Genomic DNA, 16,527 nt, shown 5'->3' with positions numbered 1-16,527 from the left:
GAAACTGTCAAAAACTGGTGGTTTCCTATTACGGAGCCTTCGCGAGCCCCTTGAAAGATGCGTGGCGCAGATGACCGCTGGCGGTGATGTCGCGGTATTCGACATCGGCGCTCATCACCGGCCGGACCCACCGCGGCCGGTGCCGTGGTGGCGGCTTGGCGATTGGCGGTGCTGCTGTCTCGATCTCCGCCAGTCGCCGGCGCAGATCCGCGCCTACCTTGACCGAGAACCCGGTGCCGACTTTTCCTGCGTAGACCAAGCTGTCGCCGTCGCGCCTGGCGACGTGCAGCGCGGCGATGCCGCCTGTCGCCGGCACGTAGCCGACGATGACGAGATGCTCGCGCTTTGAGGTCTTGATCTTCTGCCAGTCCAAGCTCCGGTCGCCGCTGCGATAGGGCGCGTCGGCGCGCTTGCTGACGATGCCTTCCCACCCGAGGCGCCCAGCCCCATCAAACATTGCTTCGCCGTCGTCCATGCTGTCGCTGTAGACGACCGGTGGCTCCAGGCCACGGTCGAAGAGGCCCTTGAGAAGCCGCTTGCGCTCGGTCAGGGGGACCGGCCCGAGGTCGTAGCCGTCGAGGTGCAGCAGGTCGAATGCGTAGAACAGCATGCGGTCGGCACGTCTTGCCGCAAGGTCGGCCTGCAGGGCTCCGAAATCCGTCCGCTCATCAACGACCACCACGATCTCGCCGTCGATCACCGCCTCGTCGACGGCGGCATCCGACAGGGCGGCGACCAGCGGGGCGAACATCTTCGACCAGTCATGACCTCCGCGGGTGTAAATGCGGGTCCCCTGTGGGCCGACGTGCGCCTGGCCGCGGTATCCGTCCAACTTGATCTCGTGGATCCATCCGGCACCGGACGGTGGACGTGTCCGCAGGGTGGCAAGCTGGGGCTGGACAAATCCAGGCATCGGGGCAGGTACGGCCCCCTCTGCATGTATTCGGACAACACGCGCACGCTTCGCCATCACCAAGCAGATAGTGCGATTTCCACAGAATCCGAATCCCCGGGTGGAAAGCCGCCGGTTGACGTGGAACCGGGGTTGTAGATGGAACCAGCGATCGTCACGATCAGGCTGTGATTCGCACAACCACAGGTATTTCGATGACGAGCAAGGATTCAGAAACTGACGTCTGGCTGCCGGTGATCGGTCGGTCGCTGGCCCGCATGGCACTTGCGCAGGCAGCGAGCTCAGACACAGCCAAGTTCAAGGACACTCTCGCGCGTGTCGACTTCCTTGAGGCCCTCGGGCTTCCAGCCAAGGACGCCGCGGAGGCGGCCGGATCGACCGCGGCGTCGGTCGCAGAGCTCAAGCGTCAGCGTCGTAACAAGGCAACCAAGGGTGCAGGAAATGGCAAAAAAGTCAGCAAAAAAGCGCGTCCCGGCGCCCGCCGCTGATGAGGCGTCGGACGTCGCGCATCCGGCGCTCGACAAGATCGCCGGCCTGCTGGCGCTGATGTACGTCAAGACCGTCGACGACAAGGAGGCGGCCGCGCTCCGCCTGGACGCGATCGGCTTCACATCGCGCGAGATCTCGTCGCTTCTCGACGTCAACGAAAACTTCGTCCGCGTCGCACGTCATCGGAAAAAGAAGAAGTAGCACGTGGCCAAGATCAACCAGGACCTTATCAGTAGGCTGTCCTACAAGCTCGGGATCAGTGCCAAGGCCGTCTATCCGCGCATTCACCGCGTCGTAAACGAGACGGGTCTCGAGCGACACCTGGCTGCGTTGCTGCTCGCGATGCGCAACGACATCAACGTCAACCGGTTCTCGACCAAAGACGAGCGGGCGGACGTCAGCACGTTCTTAGGATCCTCTCCCCGGCGGAATCATGATCCGGCTCCGGTGCAGCGTGTGGAGGCTCCGGCGAAGCGCGCTGCGCCAGCCAAGAAGTCGAAGCGTAGAACGACCGGAAAGACGATCTTCGTGGTGCATGGGCGCGACAACGCGCTCCGCGAGTCGATGTTCGCGCTGCTGCGCGCCCTCGATCTTGACCCGCTCGAATGGGACCAAGCTATCCGTCGCGCGCGCCGCGGCGCCAACCCGTTCGTCGGAGACGTCATCGATACCGTCATGGACCAGGCGCAGGCGGTGCTGGTGATGCTGACTCCAGACGATCTCGTCCAACTCAAGGGCGTCTTCGTCGAGCCTCACGAACTCGACACCGAGGGGCGGCAACAAAGCCAAGCTAGGCCGAACGTGCTGTTCGAGGCAGGATTGGCGATGGGGCGTCACCCCGAGAAGACCTTGATGGTGCAGATCGGACACGTGAAGCCGTTCTCGGATATCGGAGGCCGCCATATGCTCAGATTCAATGGGTCGCCGGCGAGCCGCAACGACCTTGTCGGACGCCTAGAAATGCTTCGTTGCGACCTGGTCAGGGACGGTAGAGATTGGCTCAACGTCGGTGACTTCGATCCAACACCTGATCTTCCAACGAAGAAGGCGAAGACCACGAACCGGCGGAAGGCTAGATGAAGCAACGCCGCGCCCGCATGAAGGAGAACATCCTTGCCGACATCATCGGATTCAACGGTGACAGGCGGGATCTCTATTGCGAGATCGGGCGCTTCATCTTCGAATACAGCGCGCTCGAGCAGGATCTCCGGAGACACCTCCGCCGCAAGGCGCAGGTACCGTTCGACTTCGACGCTCCGATCATGTCGGCATTCGACTTCGCCAGGCTCTGCAACGCAATGAACGCGGTGTCTGCGATCGAGGAGGCGGATGGACTGCCTGACCCTGCCATCAAGCACCTGATGTCCAAGGCGCTGAAGATAAACGACGCGCGTGTCGCCGTCGTCCATGGAAGCTGGATGTCGACCTACGCTGGCGACCGTGCGCGCTACGTCTCCAGGACGAGTATGAAGCCAGCCAACCATTTCGAGTTTGCCGGTGATCTCGACGAGCTATCTGACAGCATCGTAAAGCTGCGGCGAGAGATCTCCGAAGCGATCAGCGCCGGTGACGAGCGCCGCGGGCCGAAGATCGTGAAGAAGCGTCGCAAGATCGACTGACTTCGTCTGCTCAATCGAATCCCTCAAGATCGACCAACTTTCCCTCAAACTTTCCCTCAACGAATGAGTGAAAGTCTGAGGGATTTAGGCTCTGCAAAATCCCTCACAATCGGCCGACTTTCCCTCAGACTTTCACTCACCGTTTGAGTGAAAGTCTGAGGGATTATTGATAACGCTCGCATTTTTCGACCGCGAAGGCGCCGTCCTGCAGCATCTCCGCCGTCAAATCCCTCAGATCAGTGCTGTAGCCTCCGGCGTCCTAAGGGAAGCTAACTCGATTAGCTTCCCGTGGCATCACGAAAGCGTGTACCATAAAATATAGTACATTCATTGACGCTCCGTTAATAGCGTACTATGTTTGCCAGTACAGACGGAGGCAATGACGCCGCTGTCCATCTCCGATAACAAGAGGGCTCAAAGATGACCGACATCACCGACAGATACGCCGACGAGGCCGAGCAGATCGCCGACGGATATCTCGATGAGTGCGACAGCGAGCACTAGCGGCCGACGATCGAAGGCTTGCGTCTCTACGCCGACGCAGCGTCGGGAACGACGAAGATAGCTCGTACGGGCTCGACGCCGCGCTGATGGTCACACTCGGCTGGCCGCGCTGCGAGGAGTGGATCGAGAGCCGCGACGAGCACAATCGCGACGTCGCTTTGAGCGCGCTCGGATACATCGTCTACACGCCGGACGACCTCGCGATCCACGGCATCGGCGAAACGCCTAAGACCGCGGTCGCCGACGCCGTGGCGGGTTTGGCAAAGGCAGGGATTGTAGTCACCGAGGTAGATATCATCAGCGGCTACAAGGTGACAGGCGCCACGCGAGGCATGATGTCAACGATCGAAGACCACGGCGGCTGCGTCGGATGGCGCATAATCGACGGCGTCGCATGCACACCGGAAGAATACGCCAAGTATTCTGCCTGATCGACAACACATCGACCCACGCCGGGCGGCCGCGAGGCCTACCCGGATTGGGACGTCAGGAGGTACCGTCATGATCATTTTCAATCTGACGTCACAAGCCAAGACACGCATCGCAACCGCGATCCGCACTATCGACGGCGACGAACCTCTTCTCTCCGGCGCGATCGGCCGGCGTGCGAAGACCGACGCCCCGATCATCCTCGCCGGCGTGATCGACGTGTGGCCGGCCGACTCCGACGGTATCCACCGCGTCGCTCTTTCCGACGCCGCCGGAGCGGTCGTCTGGAGGGCCTTCGCGGTCACCGAGATCACCGCCGGCCGCGGACGCCTGAAGGCGGTCGACGAATACACGGCGCTCTTCGGTATCCGGCATCCGGAGCCGGCTTACGAATACGTCTGCGCGCAGATGAAGGGGCGCGGGATCCGGCCGTGCTCCGATGTGGACCACGACGATTGGGCCGAGGCGACGCGGTGGGTGGTCGCAGACGGCGGCACTCGAGATCCGCGGAGGTCCTGGGCGAAGTCGGCGTGGCGCGGGCGCGCGGTGGCGCATGAAGCTTACGCCCAGGCCGGGCTGACGCTGCCGATGCTGGGGACCTGGGACCCGCGCCCGTCGATTCTCTTCGTCACGCCGTCTCCGGAACCCGTTAGGCCATCGATGTCGCTCGAGGACGACGCGGCGCTGGCCGATCTTGCGTAGGGGAGCAGGCATGACGAAATCGACAAGGCATTCCAGGATCGAAGCCGCCGGCCGCCTCCTATATGGCGACAGGTGGCAGCTACCGATGTCGCGTCTCGTCGGGGTGAGCCAGTCCCTGATCACGAAGATCTTCGCGCGCGATGACAGCGACCGGCGCGCGGTGACCGATGACGTCTACGGAATGGTCGCCGATGCGCTGATCGCGGAGGCTGGCCGGATGAGGAAGGTCGCCGATCGCGTCGAGGAGGCCGGCCGAAAGATGCGGGCGGAGCTCGGCGACTGATCTACGGAGTAATAAATCTGCTGCAGATATCTTACGCCGCCTCGCTGTCAGCGGCGCCGCGCCGGTACCGAGCCCGCCGGATCTCAGTTGTCATCAGATCGCGATCGCGCAGCGCGGGGGCCGCGGATCGCGCGGTCGCGCCAGTCTTCGCACCAATCCGTCCATGCCCGCATCATCTCACGCTTGCGGCCGATCTTCGGGTCGCTCGAGCAGAAGAGGCCGGTGACGTCCGTAGGCTCGACTCCCTCGTGATGATCAAGGATCAACTTCGCCTCGCTCGGGGCGAAGCCGAGGTCGCGCTCTACGTAGCTCGCGAACGCATAGCGCACCCCGTGCGGCGACCAGCCGACGCCGGGCATCGCGGTCAAAAAATCGTTCAGCAGGCCGGCCTCGGCATGCGGCTTGGCAGACTTGTTGGTCGCTCCGGCTGGGAAGAGCCACCCCTGCGATCCTTCGAAATCTGACAGGCGATCGAGGCGCTCGACGACGTCCGAGACCCACCCGACGCACGGGACGAGCTGTCTACGGGTCCCGCGCTTCGTTCCGCTCTTGCGAAAATACGGCGGCACGTGAACAGCCGGCGGTCATCACGGTTTGTTATCGGCGGCGCGAGGATCGCGCGCCATCAGCAGCGGTCCGCTCGCTGACTGTACCAAGATGCCATCATTGATTTGCGTGATCCGACGGCCGGCCGACGTTGCCGCGCGCTCGGTGGTGTCGGCTTGTCCAGGGGGGCGGGCGCCTGGCCGCCGCTTGATGATGGCGCATGCTGGCGGAGCAGGTGGCTCCGTGTCTCTCCGCGGGACGGAACCATGGGTGATCTGGAATGACTTCGATGGGAAGCTAACTCGGTTTAGCTTCCCTCTATCGCAGAGTAACTCACGCTCACTTACCCTGCGATAGCTGATGGCGTCGTAGATTGTGTCACCGTGTGACGCGTCACATGGTGACACGCATCTTGGGGTACACCCCCCGTTACATACCCCCTTTTGTAACGCGTAAATTAGGAACGGAAACGCTTAAATGACCTCGGCTTCTGGCATTGGCCGGATGGGCTCTAGCGTCGTCGGATCACGTAGGAACAGCGCCGGCGGCTACGGCTTTGTCGGGCACGCGGCGGAGGTGTGTGACGTAGTCCGCGGGACGACCGCGCTTGTATTCGGCTGTGATGGGCCGCAGGCGTGGGTCGTCAGCGTTCCAGGTTCTGTCGAAGAAGTCTCCAATCGTCACCTTGATCGGCATGGGGTGCTCGATGATGTATGCCTCCGCCTCCGCGGCGACACGCAGGAAGACGTCTTCGTTGCGGTTTCCAGGGCAGACGTAGATCATGTGGTGATCTTTGCCGCCGAACTCCTCGACGAGGCCGAACGGGTCCAACTTCGGCGGCTCGACGCAATTCTGCTCGCATATGATTCGTTCTAGGGTCCGCGCGTCGGATTGGGTGGGATCACAGGTTTGACGCCGCGCTCTGCCAGCCAGTCTCGTAGGCTATTCGCGTCATAGGCCCCTGTCGGCCAGCAATCGTCGGGGGGCAAGACCGTCGGCAGCAACTCGGTCGCTGCCGTCAGGCTCGCGACCGCGCTCCCAGAACCCGTTCCGGTCGTCAAACGCAATCCGAATCCTGACGGCCGGAAATTCGGCGATCCGCTCCTTCCGTCGCGCTCCCGCCACTGCGCCACCGCCAGGTGCAGAAACAGTTCAATAGGAAGATGGTCTTAAAGATGTCGCTCATCAGCGCGACGGCGCGCCGAGCAGCGTCAGCCCGAAGCCGCCGCGAACGAGTTGAAGCGGCCCGGATCCGGCCCACCGGTCGTAGCGTGGCCCGCATGGATGCCGTTCTCCGCGTGTCGCCGGTACTGAGGTTCTGTCCTTGGTCGCGTGATCGTCTCGGTGTTCAGGATCGCTGTCTTTAAATAGCACACCGAAAGTAAATCAGTCGTTGGCGCTTCCTGTGGAAATTGTGGAGAGCACTATTCCCTCGCAATCTGGTTACTTTGTCTCGAACCGTATCCCATATTTGAGGGAAAGTCTGAGGATCATCAATTTTGCTCGTTGTTTTGGAGCGTCGACCTTCTCAATTCCGACTTCGGCGTCACTTATTCCATCCACCATCTCTGACCAGTCCGCATCAAAAGCAGGCTAACTGCAACTAGCTTCCAAGCCGATCACCGCGGCGTTTACGACAAACATATCTATGCAGTTGACGTATCGTCAGTGCCGTACGAGTACAGGAAGTGCGGCAACGAAGACGGAAGTGATACAGGAGAGGACGATGCGCTGCATTTTGATCGACAGCGCCGGTAACGTCTGCCACAACATCGCTGACATCTCCGGAAAGAACATCGAGATCGACCACGGCACCTCGCTTACGGCGCGAGCGTATCCTGCTCGGATCCGTCGAGATTGGAGAGTGTCGGAAGAAGTCGTCTGATCGACCATTCATCGACCTCACTCCGGGCGGCCAAGAAGCCTTGCCGGATTGAGGTATCAGGGAAACGAGAAGTTTGAGGTTGGCTATGTCGAAATTGATCGGAATTTGCAACCAAAGTCTGGAGGTGTTTGATGTCCGTGATGCTTCTATCGATCAAGATGATGCCATCGGAGCCGCAAAGGCTTTAGATATCGATCGAGGAATCGACGGGCTAAATCCGAAATATAGAATTGTCAGTGAGCTCTGGGACCGCGACAGCGGATATATCATCGCCTCGGTAGACGATTCCGTTGACACCGAAAACAGTGCTGCTGTTGAAGAAGCTATTGCTGATGCGGGGTATTACTACGTCGCGACATCGTACGACATTTAGGAAGTCTCGGAGTATCTGATGACGTAGTCCAACCGCAGCGACCGCATAGTATCGGTGGGGCGGCTGCTCTACGGTTACCGCTTGGGGAGCGCCGATGTCGCGTCGCTTCTTAGGAATATCGCGGCCAGAGGCGAGACTCACCAGCGACCGGTCACGGACAACGTCCGCCGTTGGCTCGCTGATGCGCTGATCGGTGAGTCGTCCGGAAGAGGTGATTCGCCGGCAAGGTCGAGGGGGCCGGCCGGAAGATGCAGGCGGAGCTCGGCCACTGATCTGCGCCGCCTCGATCCCACTGGTCGATCAGCGCCTCGAAGCTGTTCGCGGCCATCAGCGTTCCATTGTTGTCACAGATACTCGATGCAAGCCCGACGACCAAAAGGATCCGCAATGGCCCAAGCGAGATAATCTGGTGCCGATACCCGCGATGCGATATTCGACCCACCTATTTTGAGGAGTGGTCTTATGGTTTCATACACTGCTGAACAGGTCGCTGCGTTTGTGAAGGACATGGCCGCTTGGCGCGGAATCGGTCGATTTCGCGAGGTAATCGTTTCTGTTGATAGTTTTCTCAATCATCCGATGGCGGAAGATGCTTCTAAAGTCGCTCTAATCCTGGAGGGATTCAAAGCGGCGCGGGAATCCGACGACAATGAATCGGCCGTGAAATTCGCCGTGCTTATCGCCGCAGAAGACCCGGAAGTACCCTCCGTGAAAGCTTTCCTCAGGGACATGAGGCCGTAGGACGTAAGCTCGCTGGCGAAGGATTCTCGTCCAACATCTCTTCGGGGGCTGGGATCTCGGTCGCCATCGCATTCCTCACATCCGTCCCTGAATTTCCCAGACGGCTGTAGCCGGATCGGTGCTGGTCGCGTTCGCCGTGAAAGTAACGCCCCGCACCGCAACCCGATCGCCCGGCAACGGCGTCACCCCCGAAAGGCTGGCGGCCAGCACCAGAACCTGGCGGTCGTTGGCCTGCACGATGCCATTTGCTCGATAGTAGGCGTACGCGGTCCCAAGCGTCTTGCATGGATACGACGCAGCCCCGGCGGTAGCGGGTCGGCCGGATCGGGTGAGATCTGCGGCACGTCCCGCGTCAGCGCTGCGTCGAAGAAGAGATTCTTCAATGCGCCATAGACGGTGTGCGGGACTGACGCTTATGGAGACGCATCGATATCCGAGGCGCCGAGAGGAAGCTATGGCGAGACGGATGGGGTACTTTCGGGTTCGTTTACGTGGCGGACGGTCGAACAAGAACTACTTCGATTGGATGAACGTCGTCCAAGCCGATCTAAGCAGCGCTACGATAGATTTCGCGAGTGACAACGTCAGGGTGGTCAAGATCTCGATGGGTTTAGAACAGCTCTTCAGTTACTGCTCCCGTGCGTCGGATGGACCACAGTTCGCTGACGATGTCGAAATCGTCGAAGTTGCTCTCGCAAACGCAACAGAGCCCGAGCTTGCCTCGTGCACAACCACGAATCAGCGCTACTTTAGGGGCCTTCCTCGACGTGAAGTTCTCCGACGATTAACGTCGCGATATCGTTCCGAAGAGCCTCTCGCTTCCCGCAACGAGTATTGGAGCCAGGATGGTTTCGATGATCGGGTGGGTGGTGCCAGCCCGTGCGCTGCCGGCTTAGGTGATCGATACCGAGCCGACCGTGATCTGCTGATCGCGCCGCCTCGCTCGAGATCTTGCATCAGCGAGCTAGGCGCGGCAAGTTCGCGCACCGCGGTTTCGCAGGTTGCGCGAATGATCTCCGCCGGAACCTCGTCGGATGGGATGTGGTCGTAGCCCGGGTTGAAGGCCCCGCCGCAATAGGCGCATGGACTGCGGCCCCCAACGGCACGTCGCTGTATGCCGCGGCGCGCGGCCACGCCAAGGCCTGACCGCGACGCTTGACCCGATAACCTGGGAGCCGCGCCCGATAGGCATCCACAAAGGCAGTGGCGCGGCGCAACGTCGCTTCCGTCGCCACCGTGTCGGTGATGTCGAACGCGAAACCGCGTGAGACGGCATAGGACGCGCAATTCGCGGCGCTGACGTAGCTCTCCGCTTCGGCGCGCCCCGTGTCGTCTTCCAGAACCAGCGGCATCGATCAGGCCCCGGTGCCGGGCGTGGCCGCCGGCGCGGCATCGCCGGTCGGCTGCTGATCGCTCGAGCCTTCGTTCTGCTCGACCCACTGCGCGGCATCGTCGACGCCGTCGCTGGCCATCGCCACCTTGGCCTTCGGTCTCGGTCTCGAACGGGCCGGCGGTGCGGGTGGTGCCGTTCTTGGCGTACCACTTGCCGCGCGGGCCCGGCGGTCGGCGCGATTGCGCCGATGAAGCGGCCGGGGGCAGCGTTCGCGTCGTCTGCGTCGTCGGGCGAACAGGCGCAGCAAATCCTCTCCCCCAGTCTTCCGCCAGCGCGGAATTGTCCTCGGTGACAGCCGAGCGCAGCCCTGCAGCCGGCACCAAGCGCCGCTTCCCGCTGAACAACCAGCTGAGCCATGCCCATCCCATGTCGTCACCTGGACGTGCCTGAGTTGCCAACGCAATGTCGCTAGGATTTGACGCATCCGCGCGTCGCGAAGCCCAAGGTCGCGGGGCGAAGCGCCACATTTAGAGCGTCACCAGGAATCAGGGCAGCGGCCGCCGGCTTCAGAGCGCCGGAGACCCGCCGACGGACACCGTTTCGAGCGGGCTGCTGCTTCGCGGCGACCGCCGTCTGGTGGAGCGTTGCGGTAATGGCCGCGGAGACCGGCAGACAACGTCATCACCTTGCAACAAGGCGTTGCACGATCAGCGTCTGATGACCTAGAATTTCGTAGTTGCACGGGGCAAGGCGATATGTCGCGGCGCGCCTTGGACGAAACACTTCACTTTGTCGGTAACGTGGAGCGCGCGGACACACCCGACGCCGTCGCGCTGGCGTTGTTGGCCGCCGTGCAGGTTCATGGCTTCTCGCACGTGATCGCGGGCGTTATCCCGACTCCCGGCACATCGGCCAAAGAGCAGATCGCGAACGTTGTACTTCATCAATGGCCAGATGTTTGGAGCCGGCGCTACTTCTCAAAGGGGTATATTTTCACCGATCCAGCAATTCGGAGGGTAACGAGCTCTATGGTCCCGTTTTCCTGGACCGAGCTTTGGGATCACGATTCGCCGGCAGGCCACCGCATCCTCGGGGAGGCTGCCGAGTTCGGGCTCAAGGAGGGCTTCACCGTGCCGATGGTAACGTTGGACGGTCATTCGGCAGGTCTCTCGATCGCGGGGGCGATGACCGAACTGCCGCCGCACCTCAGAGGGCCAGTGCAGATGATGGCGATCTATTCATTCGCCCGCGCCGCGCATCTGAGAGAGCGGCCGCCCGCCCCCGTCACTCTCACGATCCGAGAGGCCGACGTCCTTCACTGGATCGCCGAAGGCAAAACCGATTGGGAGATAGCACGAATACTTCAGGTGTCGGAACACCTCGTTGATAAAGTGGCCCGGCAGATCAAATCGAAATTTCAAGTTGTGAATCGGGTCCAGGCGGTCGTTCAAGCGATGCGAGCCGGCGTGATTCACTAACTGTCAAGGTACGGAAAAGCGTACTTCTCAGAAAGTATGATCATGGCGACTATCCGTCCCAACAATCACGTTGGAGAGGAGATCTCGGAGTGATCCACCTTGTTACCGCTGAGAATTTTACGCAGTACGAGGGCCTGATGGAGCAGGCGTTCCGGCTGCGCCACTCTGTGTTCGTCGACGAAATGGGTTGGGAGGAGTTGCGGCGAGCAGACGGTCGCGAGGTCGACCAGTTTGACGACGGCCATGCCGTTCACATGCTCTATGTGGAGGACCAGAAGCTGCTCGGATATCAACGGCTTCTTCCGTCGATCCGGCCCAATTTGCTCTCGACCGTTCTTCGTCATCTCTGCGATGACGAGCCGCCCGCCGCCGCCGACGTTTGGGAGTGGACGCGCTATTGCGTTGCACCGGGGTGCCGTGATCGCGGGCGGATGCTGAGCCCAATCGGCAACATGCTCCTCTCAGGAATCGTGGAGTGGGGAATTCAAAACGGGGTCTCGAAGATCATCATCGAGATGAACCCCATCTGGCTACTTCGCCTGGTTCAACTGCACTTTAGGGTCGCTCCACTGGGAGTTCCCCACGAGGTCGGTAAGGACAGCGTGGTGGCTGTGACGGCGGCCTTCGACCAGCGCACTCTGCTGCGTCTCAGAGAGACGCGCGGCGATGACCGCCCAATGCTCGCCGCGATGGAGAAGAGCGGGTTGAGCCGAGCTGCCTCGAACTGATCAGGAGAGTTGGCGTCCCGGCGAAGATCTCGCCTGCTGACACAGAAGCGCGGCCTCCGCCGCGGCAATGACTCCGCGGCGGAGTTCAACATCTCGAATCTGTTGGAATATACGCACGAGTTGCAGCCCGTCTTCGATCAGCCGGGCTTCGCCCTCGGCACGCGAGTTCGTAGTGCTATTAACCATACGCATCCACCGGATCGAAGACATGAATCGGGACGATCTATTCGAGCAGCTAATAGACGGACTCGAGAAATGCCTCGGCGCAGCCCGGCAACTGGAACTCGAACATGCGGTGTACCTTCTTCAGATGACTGTGCTGGAGACAGCGCTCCGCCGGAGGCACGATAGCAGAACGTCGAACGAAGGCGAGCCTCGAACCGAAGCGCCCCTCTAGATACGACAATTTCGGTCGCGGCTTACCGCCAAGGGGTTGGTGTTTTGGGATAACTCGTTGGGCCGCACAAGGACCGCACGGCTAACCCTTCTTTTCTCGGGATCTCACCAACATCGACGCCGTTTGCCTTGAGCGCTCCGCGGCGCCGTCGAAAGTTGCAGGGCATGGTTCCTTCGGTGCCCAGCCTGCAGGAGCAAGGTACCTTCGTGTAGTCGAGCTTACTCGCCTGTGTGATCTCCCCAAGCCGAGCAGTGGCGGGACGCCGAGCTCGCGCTCGGAGCGAGTCTTTGCTTGACGGGTTTCGGGCGGATTGAAGCCATCCCAGCCTTTGATAGGGCAGCCTACGATCGACCCGGATGGTGTCACCATCGATCACGCGGATCCTGCTAGGATCGATGGGCTCGGCGGACGCCGTGGCGACAAGCAGCCCAATGATTGGCGTCATGATCAGCCGATTCATTTTCGCGTCCGCACCGTTGTTTGTGGTAGCCCCGCCGGGAGGCGCCTGCACGTTCTCCGCGGCGCTCCGTTTTTCTGCCTGTCGATCATCACCCAAATGGGCCCCCGTTTTTCGTTCAAAAGGGACCGCTCTGGTGAACTCGCGATTGTGTGCTTGGCGGCTTAGCTGGCCGGGAATTCGAAGCCGGCGCGCGCGGATCAACGGGGGATGTCAGACGGCTTTTGAAGCGCCAGCTGTCGTTGCCGATTTCGACGATGTCACAGTGATGGGTCAGGCGGTCTAGCGCTCTGTGGTCATCTTCGGATCTCCGAACGCCGTTGGCCATTTGCCGTACGTCAGATTGGTGGTGACGATGATCGCGGTCCGTTCGTAGGGCCGGCTAATCAGGTGGAACAGGAGCTGGCCGCCAGCCTGGGCGAACGGCAGATAGCCGGGCTCGGTCAGGATGACGAGGTCGAGGCGAGGAGGTAATCGGTCAGCCTTGCCTGGCGCGCCTTGCACCACGCACATACCGGAACTCGGTCGCATCGGATCTGACGACCTTCCGGACCACCTTGCGCGAGACCCGCAGTTCCCGGCAGATCTGCTTGATCGATTTGGCTTGGCTTAACTGCACCCGGCGAATCTTGGCGATCGTCTCCACAACCAGCATCCAAATCGCGGCGTCCAACTGTCCTGGAGACCAGTGTGCACCCGTCGCAACGTGCGGCCCCGATTGGATGAAGATCAGCCCCGTAGCGGGATCTCTATTCCAAATACAATCACAGACAAACTGGCTCAAAGGGCAATAGCACTCTCAAACGGGCACATCACAGAGCCGGATAAATAGCGGCCGGCATTTGCTGGGATCTCACTCACTTAATCGGTCCGCGCTGGAAGAACCGAGCGCGAACAGCAAGACTCCCTGCGCCCCGTTCCCGGCGACCACGTCACGCGCAAGTGGGCTTGAAGTTGTCGCCGATCGACCAATTAACCAACCTGACCGACAATCAGGACTTTCAGGACAAGATGCAGCGTTGCGGGCTCTCTTCGCTTAACCTTGCCAGCATCTTCCGAACAACGACAGAATCTACAATATGATGAGAGCTCGCCGTCAGCCTTGCTTCACTGAGGCCTACTTGACCGGCCGCGCCGCGAGCTCTTTATAGGTCGCATTTAGCCCAATGCGTCATGATGAATAAGGTGCTTTGAGTACATTCAATCGATCCGCATCTCTCTCAACCGATGGCGGCCGAACGTCACCAATGTCATGCAATGCTCGGTAGAAAGTTGTGCTTGCTCACTGTGAGCCACCGCACTTTGTGACCCCGGCCGCCGCGAAGCTACTGAATTTACACGACCGGTCAGCCGACGCGAACTCCGGCTGGAGGCTCTACGAACTACAATTGGCCCTCGGACGAAGAGTATTCGGGGGGCTGCGTAGGCATAAGCCCAGCCTCTCCGTCGGGGAGCCCGGCCCGCCGTCGATATTTGTTGATGACGAGCGTTATCCTCCGGAGCGATACCGCGGCGGAGGGTCGCGCTTCGCGCTTTCGCTCAACTAGCCTTGGGGAGCGCAGGAAGGATCTCACTGGTATTTTGAGACATGCGTCTGCTAACGGTGTGACCGAGGGTGGATTGCGGTCCGAAACATCAGACTATTTTGTGTCTTGAGCCGCGTGAAAAGCCCGTCGTTCGGGACATCTTCGGTCGGGCGGTGCTCCTGGAAAGGTTGCCCGTGCGCGGAGTAAATACGGAATTTGGTTACAGTAGGTTTTCGGCATGTTGGCGCCGAAAGGCACGTCAACTTCGGCTCGAGCTTCAGTCGAAGCTGCACTTGGGCTGGGCGGCGCGAGAGGACTCAAGGTTCGACTCACCGCCCGCGTAGGTGCCGTGGTCACCCCCCGCGCTCGCTCTTTGACAGACCTTAGGCCTCAGCCCAGTCTGATTGGAGCGGCCGATCCGGCAGTGCCGTCCACATTGGCGCAGCCTCCGGGGCAGGATCGCGAAAACCTCGCGGAATGAAGCCTCGGATACCCATCAAGGGCGCCTGAGGTCGAATGGCCCCGCCTGGACGTCGCGTGCGCCCGCGATGAGGACCGTCATACGTCTGCACTTCCCAAACCTCGACCGGCCCAAGAAGGCCGCCAAGGGCGCTGCCCGCCTGCTCGCCGGGCCGGCGTCGCTCTCCAGGATACAGGACGGCCTTGCCGTCGCCCTGGTCTATCGCGATTGGCTCGACCTCTAAGGCGCCCATGCCGGCCAGCTGCCGGCGCCCCTCGACCAGGCACTCCCACTCGAGGACTTCGCGCAGCGCGCCATCGTCCTCTCGGTGCGGTTGGCAGTACGCTCGGCATCTCCGACGACGACGCCCGGTTCGCCGCTCGGCTCCAGATGGCCTAAGGACCAATTCCGAGCGAGGGCGCCAAGCGGCCATCCTCAGGCGATCTTCCAGCGATTTGCTCAAAGAGCTTGGCTGCGCCGGTCGCTTTTTCTCGATAGTCGCCATACTCGGTCGGAGCTTGCCTAATCGCGGACTGCAGATCGGGAGGTGGGTTACCGGGCGTCAGTGCTGACTTTCGAAATTTTGCTTCGGCTTCCCTCAGCTCTGTTACGGCCGCATCAAGCCTGGCGGCATCATTAGGACTGACTAATTTCCCCGCAATGTAGACTATCTGGCTCAAGCCAAGGATTCCGAGGATGTTCTGAGGGATCGTAAAGGAGGCAAGTTGCGTTAGTCCGCCGATCAACAGGGCCACGCCTACTGCGACGGTAAACACGAGACTCTGGAAGCGATATACGTCGAATGCGTCGTCACTGGAGATTAGATCGTAAAACGTCGGTTCCCGCGGGGGGGTTACCGAGGGGCTGTCATACCAGCCTTTGTTGTGGAGCCAGGTGAGGTTCGCAGGGGATAGGTTGCCTTTCGAACTATCGGTTCCTTTGGCAGCAGCGGCGCCAATGCCCGAGATCCCGATAAGCTCCAAAATTGTTGTCGACAGATCGGACAATATACCCGTTCGCAGCAGGACGACGAGCAGCATCGAAAACACTATCATAGTGAAGAAGAAAATTTGGAAAGAAGACAGGCTTCCTCGACGGTCTTGACCGGCGGTGATTTGGATGGGGTTCACGGCGTCCCACCCGCTCAGCTTCTTCTTCGAGACGAAGGCGAATGCACGCGAAACGAGCCAATATACGCATACTACCATAACAATGGCGGCCGCCCAGCTGACGCCCTGGGGGCTTATATAGACTGGCGCATAACTGACGTTCACGGGACGTCGGTCGCTACATTGGTAGATGTACAGATTGCGCTTCGACCACCACCAAGGGGCAACGTCTGTGCGGACGTAAAGCGAAACAATCCTCTCCCCTGGAGAAAGTAACTGCTTGACGACCAGGTCGTCGTTAGGGCCAGCTTTGCGCACTTGCGCACGATGACGACTGTCGTCGCGAGGGGTTTTGCTATCGTCCGTCAAGATGGCGAAGTAAAAGCCTTCTGCATTTGCGGTATCTGAGAGTCCAAAATCGACGGTTTCTCCAGCGGGCACAAATTTGGCATTATAGACAATCGCCGGACTGTTTGCGGAGGCGGATAACTTGCGCATGTCTTCGCCTCCAGCGCAGTCATTTCCGGAGTCTTTAGATGTGCGTAGGCCAGATGC

At 60.6% G+C, this 16,527-nt stretch carries 20 protein-coding genes and 2 pseudogenes; 13 read left to right on the top strand and 9 right to left on the bottom strand.

All coding sequences use genetic code 11. The features are described 5' to 3' along the window. Nucleotides 1-28 precede the first annotated feature (28 nt). Entirely contained in the window at nt 29-913 is an 885-nt protein-coding gene (gene ligD, locus IP86_RS02695) for a non-homologous end-joining DNA ligase (RefSeq protein WP_245264950.1), read from the bottom strand. A 194-nt stretch (nt 914-1,107) separates the two neighbouring features. Between ligD and IP86_RS27880 the strand changes: the two genes are divergently transcribed. The 7 genes from IP86_RS27880 to IP86_RS02665 all read left to right on the top strand — a co-directional run bounded on the left by IP86_RS27880 (nt 1,108) and on the right by IP86_RS02665 (nt 4,939). Beyond that, nucleotides 1,108-1,401, top strand: a complete 294-nt coding sequence (locus tag IP86_RS27880; RefSeq protein WP_012495602.1) for a hypothetical protein — start codon at nt 1,108-1,110, stop codon at nt 1,399-1,401. After that, complete coding sequence (locus IP86_RS02690; protein ID WP_012495603.1) at nt 1,355-1,603, top strand: hypothetical protein; 249 nt, start codon at nt 1,355-1,357, stop codon at nt 1,601-1,603. The genes IP86_RS27880 and IP86_RS02690 overlap by 47 nt, the downstream gene beginning before the upstream one ends. 3 nt (nt 1,604-1,606) lie before the next feature. Beyond that, a complete protein-coding gene (locus tag IP86_RS02685) occupies nt 1,607-2,482 on the top strand; it encodes a TIR domain-containing protein (protein ID WP_012495604.1) in 876 nt (291 codons plus the stop codon). Next, entirely contained in the window at nt 2,479-3,021 is a 543-nt protein-coding gene (locus tag IP86_RS02680) for a hypothetical protein (protein WP_011502582.1), read from the top strand. The genes IP86_RS02685 and IP86_RS02680 overlap by 4 nt, the downstream gene beginning before the upstream one ends. A gap of 590 nt (nt 3,022-3,611) precedes the next feature. Further along, nucleotides 3,612-3,956 carry a hypothetical protein gene (locus tag IP86_RS02675; protein ID WP_012495605.1) on the top strand — a complete coding sequence of 115 codons (345 nt, stop codon included), beginning with the start codon at nt 3,612-3,614 and terminating at the stop codon, nt 3,954-3,956. A 70-nt stretch (nt 3,957-4,026) separates the two neighbouring features. Continuing rightward, entirely contained in the window at nt 4,027-4,656 is a 630-nt protein-coding gene (locus IP86_RS02670) for a hypothetical protein (RefSeq protein WP_011502584.1), read from the top strand. Between the two features lie 85 nt (nt 4,657-4,741). Next, on the top strand, nt 4,742-4,939 hold the full coding sequence (locus IP86_RS02665; protein WP_245264952.1) for a hypothetical protein: 198 nt from the start codon (nt 4,742-4,744) through the stop codon (nt 4,937-4,939). Nucleotides 4,940-5,022: 83 nt separating this feature from the next. Here the strand turns inward: IP86_RS02665 and IP86_RS02660 are convergent, their stop codons facing one another. After that, a complete protein-coding gene (locus tag IP86_RS02660) occupies nt 5,023-5,508 on the bottom strand; it encodes a site-specific integrase (RefSeq protein ID WP_012495607.1) in 486 nt (161 codons plus the stop codon). Nucleotides 5,509-6,010: 502 nt separating this feature from the next. Continuing rightward, the gene (locus tag IP86_RS02655; protein ID WP_012495608.1) at nt 6,011-6,316 is read right to left on the bottom strand and encodes a hypothetical protein; all 306 of its coding nucleotides are present in this window, start codon (nt 6,314-6,316) and stop codon (nt 6,011-6,013) included. Between the two features lie 895 nt (nt 6,317-7,211). Between IP86_RS02655 and IP86_RS28455 the strand changes: the two genes are divergently transcribed. From IP86_RS28455 to IP86_RS02645, 3 genes are all read left to right on the top strand, one after another. Beyond that, nucleotides 7,212-7,370: a hypothetical protein gene (locus IP86_RS28455; RefSeq protein WP_012495609.1), complete on the top strand. Its 159-nt coding sequence runs from the start codon at nt 7,212-7,214 to the stop codon at nt 7,368-7,370. A gap of 85 nt (nt 7,371-7,455) precedes the next feature. Continuing rightward, nucleotides 7,456-7,743 carry a hypothetical protein gene (locus IP86_RS02650; RefSeq protein ID WP_012495610.1) on the top strand — a complete coding sequence of 96 codons (288 nt, stop codon included), beginning with the start codon at nt 7,456-7,458 and terminating at the stop codon, nt 7,741-7,743. 462 nt (nt 7,744-8,205) lie between these two features. Then, nucleotides 8,206-8,484 (top strand): hypothetical protein, encoded by a 279-nt coding sequence (locus IP86_RS02645; RefSeq protein ID WP_012495611.1) that lies wholly within the window; start codon nt 8,206-8,208, stop codon nt 8,482-8,484. A 75-nt stretch (nt 8,485-8,559) separates the two neighbouring features. On the opposite strand, the gene IP86_RS28450 is transcribed toward IP86_RS02645, so the two are convergent. The 3 genes from IP86_RS28450 to IP86_RS29550 form a co-directional block, all read right to left on the bottom strand. Next, nucleotides 8,560-8,721 carry a hypothetical protein gene (locus IP86_RS28450; RefSeq protein WP_156332363.1) on the bottom strand — a complete coding sequence of 54 codons (162 nt, stop codon included), beginning with the start codon at nt 8,719-8,721 and terminating at the stop codon, nt 8,560-8,562. A gap of 719 nt (nt 8,722-9,440) precedes the next feature. Continuing rightward, nucleotides 9,441-9,836, bottom strand: a complete 396-nt coding sequence (locus IP86_RS29670; protein WP_049760686.1) for a DnaT-like ssDNA-binding protein — start codon at nt 9,834-9,836, stop codon at nt 9,441-9,443. A 3-nt stretch (nt 9,837-9,839) separates the two neighbouring features. Then, entirely contained in the window at nt 9,840-9,962 is a 123-nt protein-coding gene (locus tag IP86_RS29550) for a hypothetical protein (protein ID WP_283804766.1), read from the bottom strand. Between the two features lie 610 nt (nt 9,963-10,572). Here IP86_RS29550 and IP86_RS02640 point away from each other — a divergent pair. Further along, nucleotides 10,573-11,295, top strand: coding sequence for a helix-turn-helix transcriptional regulator (locus tag IP86_RS02640; protein WP_012495613.1), 723 nt, complete (start codon nt 10,573-10,575; stop codon nt 11,293-11,295). A gap of 89 nt (nt 11,296-11,384) precedes the next feature. Continuing rightward, nucleotides 11,385-12,023: an acyl-homoserine-lactone synthase gene (locus IP86_RS02635; protein WP_011502592.1), complete on the top strand. Its 639-nt coding sequence runs from the start codon at nt 11,385-11,387 to the stop codon at nt 12,021-12,023. Nucleotides 12,024-12,995: 972 nt separating this feature from the next. Here IP86_RS02635 and IP86_RS02620 read toward each other — a convergent pair. Together IP86_RS02620 and IP86_RS28445 are read right to left on the bottom strand one after the other, a co-directional pair. Continuing rightward, a pseudogene (locus tag IP86_RS02620) lies at nt 12,996-13,371 on the bottom strand (ATP-binding protein); the annotation flags it as partial. 11 nt (nt 13,372-13,382) lie between these two features. Further along, nucleotides 13,383-13,532 (bottom strand): annotated as a pseudogene (locus IP86_RS28445) (IS21 family transposase); the annotation flags it as partial. A gap of 1,419 nt (nt 13,533-14,951) precedes the next feature. On the opposite strand from IP86_RS28445, the gene IP86_RS28440 reads away from it, so the two are divergent. Next, nucleotides 14,952-15,107, top strand: coding sequence for a hypothetical protein (locus IP86_RS28440; RefSeq protein ID WP_012495614.1), 156 nt, complete (start codon nt 14,952-14,954; stop codon nt 15,105-15,107). Nucleotides 15,108-15,258: 151 nt separating this feature from the next. Here IP86_RS28440 and IP86_RS02615 read toward each other — a convergent pair whose 3' ends face one another. Beyond that, entirely contained in the window at nt 15,259-16,470 is a 1,212-nt protein-coding gene (locus IP86_RS02615) for a hypothetical protein (RefSeq protein WP_245264953.1), read from the bottom strand. Nucleotides 16,471-16,527: the final 57 nt, after the last annotated feature.

Origin of the sequence: Rhodopseudomonas sp. AAP120 (assembly GCF_001295845.1) — a bacterium.
Lineage (GTDB): Bacteria > Pseudomonadota > Alphaproteobacteria > Rhizobiales > Xanthobacteraceae > Rhodopseudomonas.
The sequence above is the reverse complement of the archived record's forward strand: the minus strand, read 5'-3'. Positions and strand labels throughout refer to the sequence as shown.

What these genes read in the sequence shown, in the direction of transcription:
- IP86_RS02670 (WP_011502584.1), top strand. Translation starts at nt 4,027, where the DNA reads ATGATCATTTTCAATCTGACGTCACAAGCCAAGACACGCATCGCAACC.
- IP86_RS02675 (WP_012495605.1), top strand. Translation starts at nt 3,612, where the DNA reads ATGGTCACACTCGGCTGGCCGCGCTGCGAGGAGTGGATCGAGAGCCGC.
- IP86_RS27880 (WP_012495602.1), top strand. Translation starts at nt 1,108, where the DNA reads ATGACGAGCAAGGATTCAGAAACTGACGTCTGGCTGCCGGTGATCGGT.
- IP86_RS02640 (WP_012495613.1), top strand. Translation starts at nt 10,573, where the DNA reads ATGTCGCGGCGCGCCTTGGACGAAACACTTCACTTTGTCGGTAACGTG.
- IP86_RS28455 (WP_012495609.1), top strand. Translation starts at nt 7,212, where the DNA reads ATGCGCTGCATTTTGATCGACAGCGCCGGTAACGTCTGCCACAACATC.
- IP86_RS02665 (WP_245264952.1), top strand. Translation starts at nt 4,742, where the DNA reads ATGTCGCGTCTCGTCGGGGTGAGCCAGTCCCTGATCACGAAGATCTTC.
- IP86_RS02615 (WP_245264953.1), bottom strand. Translation starts at nt 16,470, where the DNA reads ATGCGCAAGTTATCCGCCTCCGCAAACAGTCCGGCGATTGTCTATAAT.
- ligD (WP_245264950.1), bottom strand. Translation starts at nt 913, where the DNA reads ATGCCTGGATTTGTCCAGCCCCAGCTTGCCACCCTGCGGACACGTCCA.
- IP86_RS29670 (WP_049760686.1), bottom strand. Translation starts at nt 9,836, where the DNA reads ATGCCGCTGGTTCTGGAAGACGACACGGGGCGCGCCGAAGCGGAGAGC.
- IP86_RS02690 (WP_012495603.1), top strand. Translation starts at nt 1,355, where the DNA reads ATGGCAAAAAAGTCAGCAAAAAAGCGCGTCCCGGCGCCCGCCGCTGAT.
- IP86_RS02680 (WP_011502582.1), top strand. Translation starts at nt 2,479, where the DNA reads ATGAAGCAACGCCGCGCCCGCATGAAGGAGAACATCCTTGCCGACATC.
- IP86_RS02650 (WP_012495610.1), top strand. Translation starts at nt 7,456, where the DNA reads ATGTCGAAATTGATCGGAATTTGCAACCAAAGTCTGGAGGTGTTTGAT.
- IP86_RS28440 (WP_012495614.1), top strand. Translation starts at nt 14,952, where the DNA reads ATGAGGACCGTCATACGTCTGCACTTCCCAAACCTCGACCGGCCCAAG.
- IP86_RS02645 (WP_012495611.1), top strand. Translation starts at nt 8,206, where the DNA reads ATGGTTTCATACACTGCTGAACAGGTCGCTGCGTTTGTGAAGGACATG.